The 18453-nt window shown below is 71.9% G+C and carries 10 protein-coding genes; 9 read left to right on the plus strand and 1 reads right to left on the minus strand.

All coding sequences use genetic code 11. The annotated features are described in order from the left end of the window. Positions 1-93: 93 nt before the first annotated feature. The 7 genes from GTY56_RS15910 (at position 94) to GTY56_RS15940 (ending at position 12061) form a co-directional block, all read left to right on the plus strand. Positions 94-1908: an ABC transporter ATP-binding protein gene (locus GTY56_RS15910; RefSeq protein WP_161366031.1), complete on the plus strand. Its 1815-nt coding sequence runs from the start codon at positions 94-96 to the stop codon at positions 1906-1908. Continuing rightward, complete coding sequence (locus GTY56_RS15915) at positions 1905-3779, plus strand: ABC transporter ATP-binding protein (protein ID WP_161366032.1); 1875 nt, start codon at positions 1905-1907, stop codon at positions 3777-3779. Before GTY56_RS15910 ends, GTY56_RS15915 begins: the two co-directional genes overlap by 4 nt. 24 nt (positions 3780-3803) lie before the next feature. After that, positions 3804-5582 (plus strand): ABC transporter ATP-binding protein, encoded by a 1779-nt coding sequence (locus GTY56_RS15920; RefSeq protein ID WP_161366033.1) that lies wholly within the window; start codon positions 3804-3806, stop codon positions 5580-5582. Further along, on the plus strand, positions 5579-7351 hold the full coding sequence (locus tag GTY56_RS15925; RefSeq protein ID WP_161366034.1) for an ABC transporter ATP-binding protein: 1773 nt from the start codon (positions 5579-5581) through the stop codon (positions 7349-7351). Before GTY56_RS15920 ends, GTY56_RS15925 begins: the two co-directional genes overlap by 4 nt. A gap of 170 nt (positions 7352-7521) precedes the next feature. Beyond that, a complete protein-coding gene (locus tag GTY56_RS15930; RefSeq protein WP_161366035.1) occupies positions 7522-9582 on the plus strand; it encodes a M4 family metallopeptidase in 2061 nt (686 codons plus the stop codon). Between the two features lie 233 nt (positions 9583-9815). Then, a complete protein-coding gene (locus GTY56_RS15935; RefSeq protein WP_161366036.1) occupies positions 9816-11462 on the plus strand; it encodes a M4 family metallopeptidase in 1647 nt (548 codons plus the stop codon). Positions 11463-11530: 68 nt separating this feature from the next. Continuing rightward, a complete protein-coding gene (locus GTY56_RS15940) occupies positions 11531-12061 on the plus strand; it encodes a DUF1990 domain-containing protein (protein WP_524540106.1) in 531 nt (176 codons plus the stop codon). 74 nt (positions 12062-12135) lie between these two features. Here GTY56_RS15940 and GTY56_RS15945 read toward each other — a convergent pair whose 3' ends face one another. Beyond that, positions 12136-14754: an alpha-glucan family phosphorylase gene (locus GTY56_RS15945; protein WP_161366038.1), complete on the minus strand. Its 2619-nt coding sequence runs from the start codon at positions 14752-14754 to the stop codon at positions 12136-12138. Between the two features lie 277 nt (positions 14755-15031). On the opposite strand from GTY56_RS15945, the gene GTY56_RS15950 reads away from it, so the two are divergent. Together GTY56_RS15950 and GTY56_RS15955 are read left to right on the plus strand one after the other, a co-directional pair. Then, positions 15032-16228, plus strand: coding sequence for a S8 family peptidase (locus GTY56_RS15950; RefSeq protein ID WP_161366039.1), 1197 nt, complete (start codon positions 15032-15034; stop codon positions 16226-16228). A 214-nt stretch (positions 16229-16442) separates the two neighbouring features. Further along, positions 16443-18453, plus strand: a 2011-nt coding sequence (locus GTY56_RS15955) for an alpha-1,4-glucan--maltose-1-phosphate maltosyltransferase (protein WP_161366040.1), incomplete at its 3' end; no start/stop codon positions are given.

The raw sequence follows: 18453 nt of genomic DNA on the forward strand, positions 1-18453 counted from the left end.
CGTCGAACCCCCAGGTCGTAGGACCAACGGCCGACCCGGGTCCGGCCGAAACCCGGTGGGCAGTGTCAGTGGCGATCCGTAGGCTCGCTGCTGATGGCCACGACACCTGCCCCCGCCCAGGACCGTTCCGCCGTGCGTACGCTGCTGCGCCTGTGGCCGTACGTGCGGCCCGTGCGGGCGCGGCTGTTCAGTGCCGCGCTGGTCGCGATAGTCGCCTCCTGCGTGGGTCTGGTGATCCCGCTCGCGCTGAAGTGGATGGTGGACGGGCCGATCGCCGACCGGGATCCGGCGGGCGTGTGGCTCGGCGCGCTGTACCTTCTGCTGCTCGGTTTCACGGAGGCCCTGCTGTTCGGGCTGCGGCGCTGGCTGGTGGCCCGGCCGCTCTCGCACGTCGAGGCGTCGATGCGGGCGGCTCTGTACCGGCACCTCCAGCGGCTGCCGGTGGCCTTCCACGACCGGTGGGCCTCGGGGCAGTTGCTGTCCCGGGGGACGACCGACCTGATGCTGCTGCGCATGTTCCTCGCGTTTCCGCTGACGTTCCTCCTGGTCAACGGGGTGACGATCCTCGTCGGTGTGATCATCATGCTGCTCCAGGACTGGACGCTGGGGCTGGTCATCCTCGGGCCCGCCGTCCCCGTCATGGTCACGTGCGTGATCTTCGAGAGGCGCTACGCGAAGCTGGCCCGGCGCGCCCAGGACCAGGTCGGCGACCTGACGACGGTCGTCGAGGAGAGTGTGCTCGGCATCCGCATCATCAAGGGTTTCGGCCGCCACCGGAGCCAGGAGCGGGCGTTCCGGGACCTGTCGAAGACGCTGCGCGGCACGGAACTGCGCAAGGCGCGGCTGCTGGCGACGATCTGGGGCGTCATCGTGACGCTGCCGGAGGTGGCGATCGGGGCGGCGCTGGTGGTGGGGGTCGTCCAGGTGGCCGACGGCGTTCTGTCGGCGGGGACGCTCGTGGCGTTCCTGTCGACGGCGCTGGCGCTGCGGTGGCCGGTGGAGTCGATCGGTTTCCTGCTGGCGATGAGCCAGGAGGCGGCGACGGCCACGGAGCGGTACTTCGAGGTGATGGACGCGGAGGTGGAGGGAGCCGCGGGCGCCCCGCCCGCCACCGCCCCCGGCTCGGCCACCTGCACCGGTGCCGGCACCGGGCAAGTCCGGGACAGGGGACTCCGTTTCCACGACGTCCGGTTCCGCTACCCCGACGCGCCGCCCGGCAGTCCGCCCGTCCTTCAGCACATCGACCTGCACATCCGTCCGGGCGAGTCCATGGCACTGGTCGGCGCCACCGGCAGCGGGAAGACCACCCTCACCGCGCTCATCCCGCGCCTGTACGAGCTGACCTCGGGCCGCATCACCCTCGACGGCGTCGACATCGCCGACCTGTCCAGGCAGGCGCTGCGTACCAAGGTCGCCGTGGCCTTCGAGGAGCCCACGCTGTTCTCCGCCTCGGTGGGCGACAACGTTCTCATGGGGGCGAAGGACACCGCCGGCCATGCCGACCTGGAGCGCGCGCTCGCCGTCGCCCAGGCCGGCTTCGTGCACTCCCTGCCCCAGGGGACGGACACCCCGGTGGGCGAGCAGGGCCTCAGCCTGTCCGGCGGTCAGCGCCAGCGCATCGCGCTCGCCCGGGCCGTCGTGGCGCAGCCTGAGTTCCTCGTCCTGGACGACCCGCTGTCGGCCCTGGACGTGCACACCGAGGCCGCCGTGGAGGCCGCCCTGCGGCAGGTCCTCGCGGACACCACCGCCCTGATCGTGGCGCACCGCCCCTCCACCGTGCTGCTCGCCGACCGCGTCGCGCTGCTGTCCGGCGGCCGGATCGCCGCGGTCGGCACCCACCACGAACTGCTGCGCACGAACGACGAGTACGCACATCTGATGTCAGGGGAAGAGGAGGGCGCACGATGACGGCGGCGACCGGCGCACCGGCCGGCAGCAAGCCCGACGACCGGTCCGGCCGGCAACCCGGCGACCGGCCCGCCGCCACCGGCGACCCCTTCGACCGGGACCTCCTGCCCACTCCGCCGGGCGCCACCGGAGCCCTGCTGCGCTCCCTGCTCGCGCCCCTGAAGGCCCGGGTCGCGGTCACCACGCTCCTGCTGCTGCTCCAGCAGGCGGTCGTGCAGGCGGGCCCGCTGCTCGTGGCGTACGCCATCGACCGTGCCGTACCGGCCTTCCGGGCGCAGGACCACGGGCCGCTGATCGCGGTGGGCGCCGGCTATCTGGGCTGCGCGCTGGCCGCCGGCGGGCTTCAGTTCGCGTTCGTCGCCGCCGCGGCCCGGGTCAGCCAGGACGTGCTGCTCGACCTGCGCGGCCGGATCTTCCGCCACGCGCAGGCACTGAGCGTCGACTTCCACGAGCGCTACACCTCGGGCCGGCTCATCTCCCGCTCCACGGCCGACGTGGAGTCGCTGCGCGAACTGCTGGACGAGGGCCTCCACGAGCTCGTGACGGTCGTCCTCTCCTTCGTCTACATCTCGGCGATGCTGCTCTGGCTCGACCTGGGTCTCGGGGGCGTGGCGGTGGCGTCGCTGGTGCCGCTGTACGCGCTCGTGCGGTGGTACCGGCGGCGGGCCGCCCGGGTGTACCGGGCGCGGTCGACGGCCATCGCTGCCGTCATCGTCAAGTTCGTCGAGACGATGAACGGCATCCGGCCGGTGCGCGCCTTCCGCCGCGAGGCCGCCAACGACACGGACTTCGGCGAGCTCAACCGGCGGCACGAACGGGTCAACGGTGACGCGCTGCTGGAGATGGCCCGCTACGTCACCGGCTCCCGGCTGGTCGCCAACACGGCGGTGGCCTCGATCGTGCTGTGGGGGGCCTACCGGGTCGCGGACGGCACACTGGCCCTCGGCGTGCTGGCGGCCGCGGTCCTGTACCTGCGGCGGCTGTACGACCCCATCGACCGGCTCGGGATGTTCCTGAACTCCTACCAGTCGGCGGCGGCCTCGCTGGAGAAGATCGCCGGCCTGCTCGCCCAGACCCCGACGGTCCCCGAGCCGGCCACTCCCCGGCAGCTCCCGCCGCGCGAAGGCGAGCACCCCGGCCGCGAGGTGGTCTTCGACGGCGTCCGTTTCGGCTACCGCACCGGCGGCGAGGTGCTGCCCGCGTTCGACCTCACCCTCCCGGCCGGGCAGACGGTCGCGGTCGTGGGCTCGACGGGCGCCGGCAAGTCGACCCTGGCCAAGCTGCTGGCCCGGTTCTACGACCCCTCCGGCGGCCGGGTGCTGCTGGACGGCGTCGACCTGCGCGACCTCGCCGTGCCCGAACTGCGGCGCGGGGTGGTCATGGTGACGCAGGAGGCGTTCCTGTTCTCCGGCACGGTCGCCGACAACATCGCGATCGGACGCCCGGACGCCACCCGCGAGGAGATCGAGCAGGCCGCCAAGGAGATCGGCGCGCACGACTTCATCAGCAGCCTGCCCGACGGCTACGACACCGACGTACGGAAGCGGGGCGGCCGCATCTCCGCCGGGCAGCGGCAACTGGTGGCGTTCGCCCGGGCGTTGCTGGCCGACCCGGCGGTGCTGATCCTCGACGAGGCGACCAGCTCACTGGACGTCCCCGGGGAGCGTGCGGTGCAGCGCGCCATGGCGACGGTGCTGAAGGGCCGTACGGCCGTGGTCATCGCGCACCGGCTGTCGACCGTCGAGATCGCGGACCGGGTCCTGGTGATGGAGCACGGCCGGATCGTGGAGGACGGCGAACCGTCCGAACTCGTCGCGGGCACGGGCAGGTTCGCGGATCTGCACCGGGCCTGGCGGGACAGTCTGGCGTAGCGGCGGCGACAGGAGGGCGGACGGATGATCGACGCGTACGAGGACCCCGGCACGCCCGACCGCCGTGGCGGCGCCCGCTACCTGTGGTGGCTGGTCACCCGGCAGCCCGGACGGTGCGCCGCCGGGGCGATGTTCGGCAGCGTGTGGATGGTGCTGCTGGCGGCGACGCCGTACCTGATGTCCCGGGCGATCGACGACGGTCTCGGCCCCCGCGACATGGGCGCCCTGGCCGCCTGGAGCGGGGCGCTGCTCGCGGTGGGCGCGTTCAACGCCTGGCTGGGCACCATGCGTCACCGCACGATGACCCGCGTCCGCATGGACGCCAACTTCCGCACGGTGAAGGTCGTCGTCGGGCATGCGGTGCGGCTCGGCTCCTCCCTCTCGCGGCAGATGGGCACCGGCGAGGTCGTCACGATCGGCGTGGCCGACGTACAGACGATCAGCCAGGCCCTGACGGTCGTCGGTCCCGGCATCGGCGCGGTCGTCGCCTACCTGGTGGTCGCGGTCATGCTCGTGTCGGTCTCCCCGGTCATCGCCGTGGTGGTACTGCTCGGCATCCCGGTCATGGTCCTGCTCGTCGGCCCGCTGCTCGGCCGGTTGCAGGGCTCCGAGACCGAGTACCGCGAGCGGCAGGGTGTCCTGACCGCACGGATCGGCGACCTGGCGGGCGGCCTGCGGGTCCTCGGCGGACTGGGCGGCAAGGGCCTGGTGGCGGACGCCTTCCGCCGTGACTCACAGCGGCTGCGCGAGCAGGGCTACCGCGTCGGCGCGGTGACCAGCTGGGTCCAGGCCCTGGGCATGGGCCTGCCGACCGTGTTCCTCGTGGTGGTGACCTGGATGGCTGCCCGCCTGGCAGCGCGGGGCGACATCACCGTGGGCCAGCTGGTCTCGGTGTACGGCTTCGTGGCGATGCTGGTGCGGCCGGTGTCCTTCTGGGTCGAGTGCGGCTACCAGATCAGCCGCGGCCTGGTGTGCGCCCGACGGGTCGTGGGCTTCCTGCGCCTGGAGCCGATGGCCGACACCGGCACCCGGGACGCCCCGGCCGAACCCTCGGTGCTGTACGACCCCGGGTCCGGCGTGCGGATCCGGCCGGGCCGCCTGACGGCACTGGTCGCCGAAGACCCCGCGGACGCCACGACCCTGGTGGACCGCCTGGGTCGTTACGCCCCGTCCGACGTGACCTGGGGTGGAACACGGCTGGAAGAGATCGCCCTGAACCAGGTCCGGGCGCACATCGTGGTGGCGGACCACGAGTCCGACCTGTTCGCGGGAACCCTGCGGGACATGCTCGCCCCGTCTTCCAGGAGCGCGGGGCCGTGTCGAGGTGCGGCTCCGCCGCGGGGCGCGGCAAGCCACGAACGGCCCGCATCCGCCCGCGGCGGACAACCGGCCATCCGAACCGCGCTCCACACAGCAGCAGCCGAGGACGTCGTGCAGGCCCTCCCCCAAGGCCTGGACACCCCCATGGACGCCCGGGCCCGCAACCTCTCCGGAGGCCAGCGCCAGCGCATCCGCCTGGCGAGAGCCCTCCTCGCCGACCCGGAGGTCCTCCTCGCCGTCGACCCCACCTCGGCCCTGGACGCCCACACGGAAGCCGAAGTCGCAGCCCGGCTCAGAGAAGCACGGAGAGGCCGCACCACGGTCGTCACCACCACCTCCCCCCTGGTCCTCGACCACACCGACACCGTCCTTTTCCTCCAGGACGGCAAGCTCGCGGCCACCGGCACCCACCATGAACTGCTCGACACCACCCCCGGCTACCGCGCCCTGGTGGCCAGGGACACCGAGGAGGCCGTCCGATGAGCCGGGGACACCTCCCCGTCGCCGAGCGCACCGATGTACGGCGGGCCCTGCTGGACCTCGTACGGGCCGACGCCCGGGCCTTCGGCACGGTGCTCGGCCTCAACGCCCTTGCCGCCGTCGCCGGTCTCGCGGGTCCCTGGCTGCTCGGCCGGATGATCGACGACGTACGGGCGGGAGGCGGCGTGGCCGCCGTCGACCGCCTGGCCCTCGTCCTCCTGCTCTGCGCTCTCGCACAGCTGTTCCTGGCCCGCTGGGCCCGCTCCGTGGGCCACCGTTTCGGCGAACGGACCCTCGCCCGCGTCCGCGAACGGTTCGTGGACCGCGCACTCGCGCTCCCCGCGTCGGTCGTGGAACGCGCCGGCACCGGCGATCTGACGGCCCGCGGCACCTCGGACGTGACGACCGTGGGCAACACGCTGCGGGACGCCGGTCCGATGCTGCTCATCAACCTCGTACAGGCCCTGTTCCTGGTCGGCGCCGTGTTCCTGCTGGACCCGCTGCTCGGCGCCCTCGGCATGCTCGGGCTGACACCGATCTGGCTGGCGCTGCGCTGGTACCTGCTCAGGGCCCGGGAAGGCTATCTCGCCGAGGGCAGGGCCACCTCGGACGTCGCCGAGATACTGGCGGCGACCGCGGCCGGGGCACGCACGGTGGAGGCGTTCCGGCTCCAGGAACGGCGGACGGCGGCGAGCCGTGACGCACTGGAGAGGGCCCGGCGTACGCGGTTGCACACGCTGTTCCTGCGGTCGGTGTTCTTCTCGGCGGTGGAGGTCTCCTATGTGCTGCCCGTGGCGGGGGTGCTGGTGATCGGCGGAGCGCTGTACACGTCGGGTGCGATGAGCCTCGGGGCGGTCGTGGCGGCGGCCCTGTACCTGCACCAGCTGAGCGGGCCGCTGGACGAAGTCCTGATGCGGGTGGAGCAACTCCAGAGCAGCGGGGCCTCGTTCGCCCGGGTGGAGGGGCTGGCCCGGGCGCCGCGGGCCACCGGTGAGGAGGACGGTCCGGATCCTGACGGTGACCGGATCGACGTCACCGGGGTGCGCTATGCGTACGACGGGGGTGCCGAGGTGCTGCGCGGCGTCGATCTGACGGTGCGGCCCGGGGAGCGGCTCGCCATGGTCGGGCCGTCCGGCGCCGGCAAGACCACGCTGAGCCGGCTGATGGCGGGCATCGACGCGCCGACCGCCGGGACGGTGACGGTCGGGGGCGTGCCCGTGGTGGAGCTCGGGCCGGAGCGGCTGCGCCGCCAGGTCGTCCTGGTCACGCAGGAGCACCACGTGTTCCTCGGCTCGGTCCGCGACAATCTGCGGATCGCCGAACCGTCCGCCGGGGACGAGGAGTTGTGGGACGCGCTGGCCGTGGTCGGCGCCGAGGCGTGGGTGCGGGAGCTTCCGCGGGGGCTGGACACCCCGCTGGGCGAGGGCGGTCACCGCGCCGACGGCTCGCAGGCCCAGCAACTCGCCCTGGCACGGGTGGTGCTGGCCGATCCGCACACCCTGATCCTGGACGAGGCGACCGCGCTGCTCGACCCGGCGACCGCCCGGCACACCGAACGCGCCCTGGCCGCCGTTCTCCGGGGACGTACCGTCATCGCCGTCGCCCACCGGCTGCACACCGCGCACGACGCCGACCGGGTGGCCGTGATGGAGGACGGACTGCTGACCGAACTCGGCACGCACGACGAGCTGGTGGCGGCCGGCGGAGCATACGCGGCACTGTGGCACTCCTGGCACGGTGATGTACCCGACGGCGGCGAAGTGTCCGTATAGCGAACATGAACTTCCGGACAACGAACCGTTTCCGGCCATACTTTTGACGCGGTCCTGACAGAAAGCGCGCTCCCCTGCCACGCTTCCCACGACTGCTCCACAGGAACCCCACAGCAACACCTCCACCTCCCCAGGCCGGGCGACCCCCGGTCCCGCAGAAGGAGTCAGTGTTGAGAAGCAGTTCCTCGCGAAGAGGCACCTCCCACAGACGCACTCCCCACACCCCCCGCCGCACCGCGGCCGTGGCCCTCGCCGGCGTCGCCGCGCTGATCGCCGCAGCCGTGCAGGGCGGCACCGCCGTCGCAGCCCCTACGATGGCACCGTCGGCCGCGAGCAAGGCGAACCCCGGCTCCGAGTCGGTCAGGCTCACCCCCGCCCAGCGCGCCGCACTGATCCGCGAGGCCGACGCCGCCAAGGCGAAGACGGCCGAGGACCTGGGCCTGGGCGCCAAGGAGAAGCTGGTCGTCCGCGATGTCCTCAAGGACCGCGACGGCACGGTTCACACGCGCTACGAGCGCACCTACGAGGGCCTGCCGGTCCTCGGCGGCGACCTGGTCGTCGAGAGCACGAAGGCGGACGCCACCGCGGCCGTCGTGAAGGCCACCCGCGCCGCCATCAAGCCGGCGACGACGAAGACCGCCGTGTCCGCCGCGAAGGCCCGGCAGCAGGCCCTGAAGGCGGGCGAGGCCGACGAGGCCAAGGACGCCGGCATCAACCGCGCGCCCCGCAAGGTGATCTGGGCCGCCAACGGCAAGCCGGTCGTGGCCTACGAGACGGTCGTCGGCGGCTTCCAGCACGACGGCACCCCGCAGGAACTGCACGTCGTCACCGATGCCACCACCGGCGAGAAACTGTTCGAGTGGGAGGCGATCGAGACCGGCACCGGCAACACGGTGTACTCCGGCACGGTCGACCTCACCACCACCCAGTCCGGGTCGACGTACAACCTCACCGACGGCGCCCGCGGCAACCACAAGACGTACAACCTCAACCGCGGCACCTCCGGCACCGGCACCCTGTTCTCCGGCCCGGACGACGTCTGGGGCAACGGCACCCCCTCCAACCTGGAGTCCGCGGGCGCCGACGCGCACTACGGCGCCGCCCTCACCTGGGACTACTACAAGAACGTGCACGGGCGTTCGGGCATCAAGGGCGACGGCGTCGGCGCCTACTCCCGGGTCCACTACGGCAACAACTACGTCAACGCCTTCTGGTCGGACAGCTGTTTCTGCATGACCTACGGTGACGGCTCGGGCAACGCGAACCCGCTGACGTCGATCGACGTGGCCGCGCACGAGATGACCCACGGGCTCACCTCGAACACCGCCGGCCTCAACTACAGCGGCGAGTCCGGCGGTCTGAACGAGGCGACCTCGGACATCTTCGGCTCGACGGTCGAGTTCTACGCGAACAACTCCTCCGACGTCGGTGACTACCTCATCGGCGAGGAGATCAACATCAACGGCGACGGCACGCCGCTGCGCTACATGGACAAGCCGAGCAAGGACGGCTCGTCCAAGGACAGCTGGTACTCGGGCATCGGCTCGATCGACGTGCACTACTCGTCCGGCCCGGCGAACCACTTCTTCTACCTGCTGAGCGAGGGCAGCGGCACCAAGACCATCAACGGTGTCACGTACAACTCTCCCACCTCGGACGGCCTTCCGGTCACCGGTATCGGCCGGGACAAGGCGGAGAAGATCTGGTTCCGCGCGCTCACGACGAAGTTCACCTCGACCACCAACTACGCGGGCGCCCGCACCGGCACCCTCGCGGCCACCGGTGAGCTGTACGGCACCGACAGCGCCGAGTACAAGGCGGTCCAGCACGCGTGGGCGGGCATCAACGTCGGCGCCCGGCCCGGTGACGGAGGCGGCGGCGGCACGTCCTTCGAGAACACCGCCGACGTGGCGATCCCGGACCGGGGCGCGGCGGTCACCTCCTCGGTCACCGTCTCCGGCCGGACCGGCAACGCGCCGTCCAACCTCCAGGTCGCGGTGGACATCGTCCACACCTACATCGGTGACCTCAAGGTGGACCTGGTCGCCCCCGACGGCACGGCGTACACGCTGAAGGGGTACGGCACCGGCGGAAGCGCGGACAACCTGAACACCACCTACACGGTGAACGCCTCCTCCGAGGTGGCCAACGGCGTCTGGAAGCTGCGGGTCCAGGACAACGCGGCCGCCGACACCGGCTACATCAACAGCTGGAAGCTGACGTTCCCGTAGACGGCGGGCCCTTGGGCCCGTTGATCACAGGCCCGTAGGCCTCTCACGTCAGGGCGTCGCCCCGGTGGGTTCGAATCCCCCGGGGCGGCGTCCGTTTCACGTTCCCTCGCGTACATCCGGTCGTCGAGTTCCGGCCAACATCACGCCCACTCCTGACATGTACGCGTCCCAAGTGCCACTCTTCCCCCACGCCGCACAGCACCCCAGCACTTCCCCCACACCTAGGAGCTTGCGTGACCTCCCCTCTCTACGCGCGTCACAAGCGCGCCACGCTGGCCATCGCCACCGCCGTCGCCGCCGGCGCCCTGCTCACCACCGGCCTGACCCCCGGCAGCAGCGTCGCCGCCGACTCCGCGAGCAAGCCGGCGCTCGCCGCCGCCCCCGTCCTGCTCTCCGCGCCCGCCCGCACCGCGCTCATCCGGGAGCAGCAGGCGGACGCCCCGCGGACCGCGGACGAGATAGGCCTCGGCACCCAGGAGAAGCTCGTCGTCAAGGACGTCGTGAAGGACGCCGACGGCACCGTCCACACCCGCTACGAGCGCACCTACGCCGGTCTGCCGGTCCTCGGCGGCGACCTCGTCGTGCACGAGTCGAAGTCCGGCGCGGCCCGGGGCGTCACCAGAGCGACGAAGGCCACGCTCAAGGTCGCCACGCTCAAGCCGGCCGTCACCGCCGCCAAGGCGGAGAAGCAGGCCGTGACCCTCGCCAAGGCGGCCGGCTCGGAGAAGACCGAGGCGGACTCCGCGCCCCGCAAGGTGATCTGGGCGGCCGACGGCAAGCCCACCCTCGCCTACGAGACGGTCGTCGGCGGCCTCCAGGAGGACGGCACCCCGAACGAACTCCACGTCGTCACCGACGCCGCCGACGGCAGGAAGCTGTACGAGTACCAGGCCATCGAGACCGGCACCGGCACCACCACGTACAGCGGCAAGGTCGACCTCACCACCACCAAGTCCGGATCGGCGTACACCCTGACCGACGGCACGCGCGGCGGCCACAAGACGTACAACCTCAACCGCCGCACCTCCGGCACCGGCACCCTCTTCTCCGGCCCGGACGACGTCTGGGGCACCGGCAATGCGGCCGACCTGGAGACGGCCGCGGCCGACGCCCACTACGGCGCCCAGGTCACCTGGGACTTCTACAAGAGCACCTTCGGCCGCAGCGGCATCCGCAACGACGGCAAGGCCGCCTACTCGCGCGTCCACTACGGCAACAACTACGTCAACGCCTTCTGGTCGGACAGCTGCTTCTGCATGACCTACGGCGACGGCTCGGGCAACACCCACCCGCTCACCTCGCTCGACGTGGCCGCGCACGAGATGAGCCACGGTCTGACGTCGGCCACGGCGGGTCTCAACTACAGCGGCGAGTCGGGCGGGCTGAACGAGGCCACCTCCGACATCTTCGGCGCGGGTGCGGAGTTCTTCGCGAACAACTCCTCGGACGTCGGTGACTACCTCATCGGCGAGGAGATCGACATCAACGGCGACGGCAGCCCGCTGCGCCACATGGACAAGCCCAGCAAGGACGGCTCCTCCAAGGACAGCTGGTCCTCCACCCTCGGCGGCCTGGACGTCCACTACTCCTCGGGCCCCGCCAACCACTTCTTCTACCTGCTGTCCGAGGGCAGCGGGAAGAAGACCATCAACGGCGTGGCCTACGACTCGCCGACGTCCAACGGCTCCACGGTCACCGGCATCGGCCGGACCAAGGCCCTGCAGATCTGGTACAAGGCGCTGACGACGTACATGACGTCGACCACCAAGTACGCGGCCGCCCGCACGGCGACCCTGAACGCGGCCTCGGCGCTGTACGGAGCGAGCAGCACCGAGTACAAGGCGGTCGCGTCCGCCTGGTCGGCCGTCAACGTCGGCTGACCGAAGCACGACCATGGGCGGTACCCGGACCCGAAGCGGGTCCGGGTACCGCCCTACTCTTGGGGACCGTGTCTTCTACGGATCCGCAGGACTTCACCTACGCCGATGTCGGCGCCACCCGCGAGCAGGGCTTCTGCCCGCCGGGCTTCCACCCCATGAACGTGCGCACCCGCCTCGGCGAGGGCGAGGAGGTCTTCCGCCGGGCCTCCGACGCGGTCCTGACCTGGGAGATGCACCGGGCCATGGGCGTGGGCATCGACGCGACCGCTGACCGCGCCGCCCCCGGCGTGGACGTCACCGTCACCCTCGCCGGCATGATCAAGGCCCCCTGCCGCGTGGTCTGGACGGTCGAGGAACCCCGCCGCGCCGGCTGGGCCTACGGCACGCTGCCCGGCCACCCGGAGACGGGGGAGGAGTCCTTCGTGGTCGACCGCACGGGAGACGGCACGGTGTGGCTGACGGTGAACGCGTTCAGCCGGGCCGCCAAGTGGTACGCGAAGGCGGGCGGCCCGGCGACCAGAGGCTTCCAGCACGCGTACGCGCGACGGTGCGGCACCGTCCTGCGGAACCTTGCGACGCAGGACGGTGAGCCCACTTAGGGGCGCGGGGCTGTACCGATGTGCGGCTCCGCCGCGTGGGCGCGCCAAGCCCCCACGCACCCGCAGACGGCGAACTACCGCATCAACAACCCCGCAGCCGCCACCAGCTCCTCGCTCGGCCCGGCCACAAGCCCCAACTCCGCGCTGGAAGCCATGAGCCGATGCGCGGGCAGGATCCGCACCGTGTACCCGAAAGGCCCGGTGCGATCCAGCGACAAGGGCCCTTCGTAAACCCAGCACCCCTCCTGATCGGCGGAGCCCACCGGCTTCAGGGGCACGACCGTCGCGTCACCGATCCGGTCCTCCTCGTCCACCCGTCCCGAGACGACCTGGACATCGACGTCGTCCGGCCCGAGATCGCCGAGGGCGACCCGTACGCGCAGCCCCAGCGTCGTGCCGAGCTCGGCCAGCGCGTCGGACGCCGACGTCTCCACGTGGTCGACCGTGACGCCCGGCCAGGCCGCCCGCACCCGCTCCTTCCACTCGGCGAGATCCCGCGCCGCGTCCGGCCCCATGGACCGGTGGGAGAGGGCCGCGGGCGCGTAGAGCCGCTCCACGTACTCCCGGACCATCCGCCCGGCCAGCACCTTCGGCCCGAGCAGACTCAGCGTGTGCCGGACCATCTCGATCCACCGGTCGGGCAGCCCGCTCTGCCCGCGCTCGTAGAAGCGGGGCGTCACCCGCTGCTCCAGCAGGTCGTACAGCGCCGCGGCCTCTATGTCGTCGCGGTGGTCGGGGTCGGTCCCGGCACCGTCGGCCGTGGGGATGGCCCAGCCGAAGTCGGGCTGGAACCACTCGTCCCACCAGCCGTCGAGGACGGACAGATTGAGACAGCCGTTGAGCGCCGCCTTCATGCCGGACGTACCACAGGCCTCCAGCGGCCTGAGCGGATTGTTCAGCCAGATGTCGCAGCCGGGGTACAGCTTCTGCGCCATCGCCATGCCGTAGTCCGGCAGGAACACGATCCGGTGCCGCACCCGCGGATCGTCCGCGAACCGCACCAGCTCCTGCACCAGCCGCTTCCCGCCGTCGTCGGCCGGGTGCGCCTTGCCCGCGACGACGATCTGGACCGGCCGCTCGGGGTGCAGCAGCAGGTCCATCAGCCGGTCCCGGTCCCGCAGCATCAGCGTCAGGCGCTTGTACGACGGGACGCGCCGGGCGAAGCCGATCGTGAGGACGTCCGGGTCGAGGACGCCGTCGATCCAGCCCAGCTCGGCCGTGTGGGCGCCGCGCTGCCGCCAGGAGGCCCGCAGCCGCTCGCGCACCTCCTCGACGAGCTGTTCACGCAGCACCCGGCGCAGCTCGAAGATGTCCCGGTCGGGGATGTCGGCGACCGCGTCCCAGCGGTCCGAGCCGCCGACGGTCAGCGCGTCCTCGGCGCGCCGGTCGCCGACCTGCCGGGCGCCGAGCCGGAACACCTCGGGGGCGACCCAGGTGGGAGCGTGCACGCCGTTGGTCACGGAGGTGATCGGCACCTCGTCGGCGTCGAAGCCGGGCCACAGGCCGGCGAACATCTCGCGGCTGACGTTGCCGTGCAGCAGGGAGACGCCGTTGGCGCGCTGGGCCAGACGCAGGCCCATCACGGCCATGTTGAAGAGGTTGGGCTCGCCGCCGGGGTAGCTCTCCATGCCGAGCCGCAGGATGCGGTCGACGTCGATGCGGGGCAGCTCGGCGTCGGGGCCGAAGTGCCGGGCGACCAGTTCGCGGTCGAAGCGGTCGATGCCGGCCGGGACGGGGGTGTGGGTGGTGAAGACGGTCCCGGCGCGGACCGACTCCAGCGCGGAGTCGAAGTCCAGCCCCTCGGCACAGAGTTCGGCGATCCGCTCCAGACCGAGGAAGCCGGCGTGCCCCTCGTTGGTGTGGAACACCTCCGGCGCGGGGTGGCCGGTCAGCCGGCAGTACGTCCGTACCGCCCGGACCCCTCCTATGCCGAGGAGCATCTCCTGGAGCAGCCGGTGCTCGCTGCCGCCGCCGTAGAGCCGGTCGGTCACGCCGCGCTCGCCGAGGTCGTTCTCCTCGACGTCGGAGTCCAGCATCAGCAGCGGGACCCGGCCGACCTGCGCCAGCCAGATCCGGGCGTGCAGCCGCTTGCCGCCGGGCAGGGCGAGGGAGACCTGGGCGGGGGTGCCGTCGGCCTCCTCCAGCTGGACGACGGGCAGCTCGTTGGGGTCGAGGACCGGGTAGTGCTCCTGCTGCCAGCCGTCCCGGGACAGGGTCTGGCGGAAGTAGCCGTGCCGGTAGAGCAGGCCGACGCCGATCAGCGGGACGCCGAGGTCGCTGGCCGCCTTGAGGTGGTCGCCGGCCAGGATGCCGAGGCCGCCGGAGTACTGGGGCAGGGCGGCCGTGATGCCGAACTCGGGTGAGAAGTAGGCGATCGCGGCGGGCAGTTCCTCGGGCTGGGTCTGGTACCAGCGGTCGCCGGTCGTGTAGTCGTGCAGATCGCCCGCGACCGCGGCGAGGCGGCGCAGGAACGGGCCGTCGCCGGCCAGCTCCGCGAGCCGCGCGGGCGGCACGCTGCCGAGCAGCCGGACGGGGTCGCCGCCCGAGGCGGCCCACCGCTCGGGGTCGACCGACCGGAACAGGTCACGGGTCTCCGCGTGCCACGACCAGCGCAGGTTGCGGGCCAGATCACCGATGGGCCGGAGGGGGTCGGGGAGAACGGGTCGGACGGTGAATCGACGGATCGCCTTCACGGGTTCCACCTCGGCGCGTTCGCTGGATTTCGCAGGGCTTCGACGACGTCTCCTACGACAGTACCGGCGTCGGTGCCTGTGCCGCTGAAGCTCCGCCACCCGCCGCCCGATCGGCCTGAACAGCACCATCCACGGATATGGCCGATTCCGCACCCATAGGCGTCCTTGTGGTGCTTCACGCGTCACGAGAGGCTGCCTCTGGCGTACCCGGCCCGTGCCCGCCGTTCGCGGCGCCGCGCGGCAGCCGTACGCCGAGTCGAGGAGGGGAACTCGGACCATGGCTCGGACGCGCGAGCGGCGTCTGCGCCGGACGGGGGGCCTGGCGGCGGTCTGCGCCGCGGCGTTTTCGGCCATCACCCTGCCCGCGCACGCCGCATCGGAGGGGCGGATACTCGGCGCCGGATCACCCGGCTCCGTGCACGGAAGTTACCTGGTGACGCTGAGGGAGGGCACGCCTGCCGGGTCGGCGGCCGGAAAAGAGCTCGCCGGACGGTACGGGGTGGAGATCAGCCACACCTACGGCACCGTCCTGAACGGCTACGCCGTCCGCGCGGACGAGAGACAGGCCGGGCGGCTGGCCGCGGACCCCCGGGTCGCCTCGGTCGTCCAGGACACCCGCGTCCGGCTCGACGGCACCCGGAACCCCCCGTCCTGGGGGCTGGACCGCCTCGACCAGCACAAGCTGCCGCTGGACCGGAGCTACACCTGGCCCGGGAAGGCGGGCGCCGGGGTGACGGTCTACGTGATCGACACCGGCGTCCGGACCACCCACCGGGACTTCGCCGGCCGGGCGGGCCACGGCTGGGACTTCGTCGGGGGCGACCCGGTCGCCGCGGACGGCAACGGCCACGGCACCCACGTCGCCGGCATCGTCGCGGGGACGGACCACGGCGTCGCCAAGAAGGCCCGGATCGTCTCCGTGCGCGTCCTCGACGCCGCGGGCGGGGGCACCACGGCCCGGGTGATCGCAGGGGTCGACTGGGTGACCCGGCACGCGAGGAAGCCCGCGGTCGCCAACCTCAGCCTGGGCGGACCGCGCAACGACCGGCTGGACGCCGCCGTCCGCGCCTCCATCGCCTCCGGCGTCACCTACACGGTCGCCGCGGGCAACGACGGCAGGCCGGCCGGCCTGTACTCCCCGGGAAGCGTCGAGCAGGCCGTCACGGTCGGGGCGACCGACCGGGGGGATAGGAAATCGGCCTTCTCCAACCACGGTCCGGCGCTCGATCTGTTCGCTCCGGGTGCCGGTATCACCTCCGCGTCCGCCGCGAGCGACACCGCGCGGGCCACCTACTCGGGTACCTCGATGGCGTCCCCGCACGCCGCAGGCGTCGCCGCGCTCTATCTGGACGATCATCCGAAAGCCACTCCGGCCCAGGTCGGGAGGGCCTTGACGGCCGGAGCCACGACCGGGAAGGTCTCCGGCCGGGGAGCCGGTTCGCCGGACAAGTTACTGCGGGTGCCGCGCGAGTAGGGCGAAGGAGCAACCATGCCAGGGGCCGGCCTCGTCCGTCGCGGACGAGGCCGGTCTTGTGTGTCGACATACGCGTGAGTAGTTAACAAAGTGCCGGATTGCCCACCCGAATAGGGTGGGAAGGCTCCTGCGGGTACCCCTCTCAGGAGCACCAAGCAGGACCCACCTCCCCACAGACCTCCGCCCACCCACGTTGACGCGGACAGGAGCGGTCATGCCCGCCAAGCACCATTCGCCAGCACCCCCCAACCGCCGCACCACCGGGGCGCGCGCGCCCGGCGGCGAAGCACGCCCCGCGCGCCCGGCCGATGCCGGTCCCCCGGCCTCGCCACCACCACCTGGCAACGCGACCGCCGTCGGGCGCATACCCGTACTCGATGTCCGTCCGGTGGTCCAGCAGGGACGCCGGCCGGCCAAGGCCGTCACCGGCGAGACCTTCGAGATCTCGGCGACCGTGTTCCGGGAGGGGCACGACGCGGTGGCGGCCAATGTCGTCCTGAAGGACCCCGGGGGCCGGCCCGGCCCGTGGACGCCCCTGCGGGAGCTGGCCCCGGGCACGGACCGCTGGGGCGCCACGGTCACCGCCGGGGAACCCGGCCTGTGGACGTTCACCGTCGAGGCTTGGGGGGACCCGGTCGGTACCTGGCGTCACCACGCCGAGATCAAGATCCCGGCCGGCATGGACACGGACGTCGTCCTGGAGGAGGGCGCACGTCTGTACGAGCGGGCGGCCGCCGGTGTGCCCGAGGAGGAGGGACTGCGCGACGTGATCCTCACCGCCGTCGACGCCCTGCGGGACGAGGACCGCCCCGCGGCGGCCCGTCTGGCGGGGGCGCTGACGCCGGAGGTGGACGAGGTCCTGGCGCGGTATCCGCTGCGGGATCTGGTGACCAGCAGTGAGCCGCTGCCGCTGCTGGTGGAGCGGGAGCGGGCGCTGTACGGCTCGTGGTACGAGTTCTTCCCGCGTTCGGAGGGCACGCGCGAGCAGCCGCACGGCACGTTCGCCACGGCGGCGCGCAGGCTTCCGGCGATCGCGGCGATGGGCTTCGACGTGGTCTACCTGCCGCCGATCCACCCCATCGGCACCACGTTCCGCAAGGGGAAGAACAACACCCTCTCCCCCGGTCCGGACGACGTGGGTGTGCCCTGGGCGATCGGTTCGCCCGAGGGCGGTCATGACGCGGTGCACCCGGATCTGGGGACGCTGGAGGACTTCGTCGCCTTCGTGCGGCGGGCGCGGGAGCTGGGCATGGAGGTGGCGCTGGACTTCGCGTTGCAGTGCTCGCCGGACCATCCCTGGGTGCAGAAGCACCCGGAGTGGTTCCACCACCGCCCCGACGGCACCATCGCCTATGCGGAGAACCCGCCGAAGAAGTACCAGGACATCTACCCGATCGCCTTCGACGCCGACATGGACGGTCTGGTCGCGGAGACGGTGCGGGTGCTGCGGCACTGGATGGACGCCGGGGTGCGGATCTTCCGGGTGGACAATCCGCACACCAAGCCGGTGGTGTTCTGGGAGCGGGTGATCGGGGAGGTCAACCGCACCGACCCGGATGTGATCTTCCTGGCCGAGGCGTTCACGCGTCCGGCGATGATGCACACCCTGGCCCAGATCGGTTTCCAGCAGTCGTACACGTACTTCACGTGGCGCAACACCAAGCAGGAGCTGACCGAGTACCTCACGGAGCTCTCGGGTGAGGCCGCTTCCTACATGCGGCCGAACTTCTTCGCCAACACCCCCGACATCCTGCACGCCTACCTCCAGCACGGCGGCCGGCCCGCCTTCGAGGTCCGGGCCGTGCTCGCGGCGACCCTGTCGCCGGCCTGGGGCATCTACTCCGGCTACGAGCTGTGTGAGAACACCCCGCTGAAGGAGGGCAGCGAGGAGTATCTGGACTCGGAGAAGTACCAGCTCAGGCACCGCGACTGGGCCGCCGCCGAACGCGAGGGCCGCACCATCACCCGGCTCCTCACCCGGCTCAACACCATCCGGCGGGAGCACCCCGCGCTGCACCGGCTCAGGAACCTCCGCTTCCACCACACCGACAACGACGCGCTCATCGCGTACAGCAAGCGCAGAGGCTCCGATGCCGTCCTGGTGGTCGCGAACCTCGACCCGCACCACGCCCAGGAGGCCACGGTCTCGTTGGACATGCCGCAACTCGGCCTGGACTGGGACGAGTCGGTGCCGGTGCGCGACGAGCTCACCGGCGAGACCTATC

This window comes from Streptomyces sp. SID5643 (genome assembly GCF_009872555.1).
Classification (GTDB): Bacteria; Actinomycetota; Actinomycetes; order Streptomycetales; family Streptomycetaceae; genus Streptomyces; species Streptomyces iakyrus.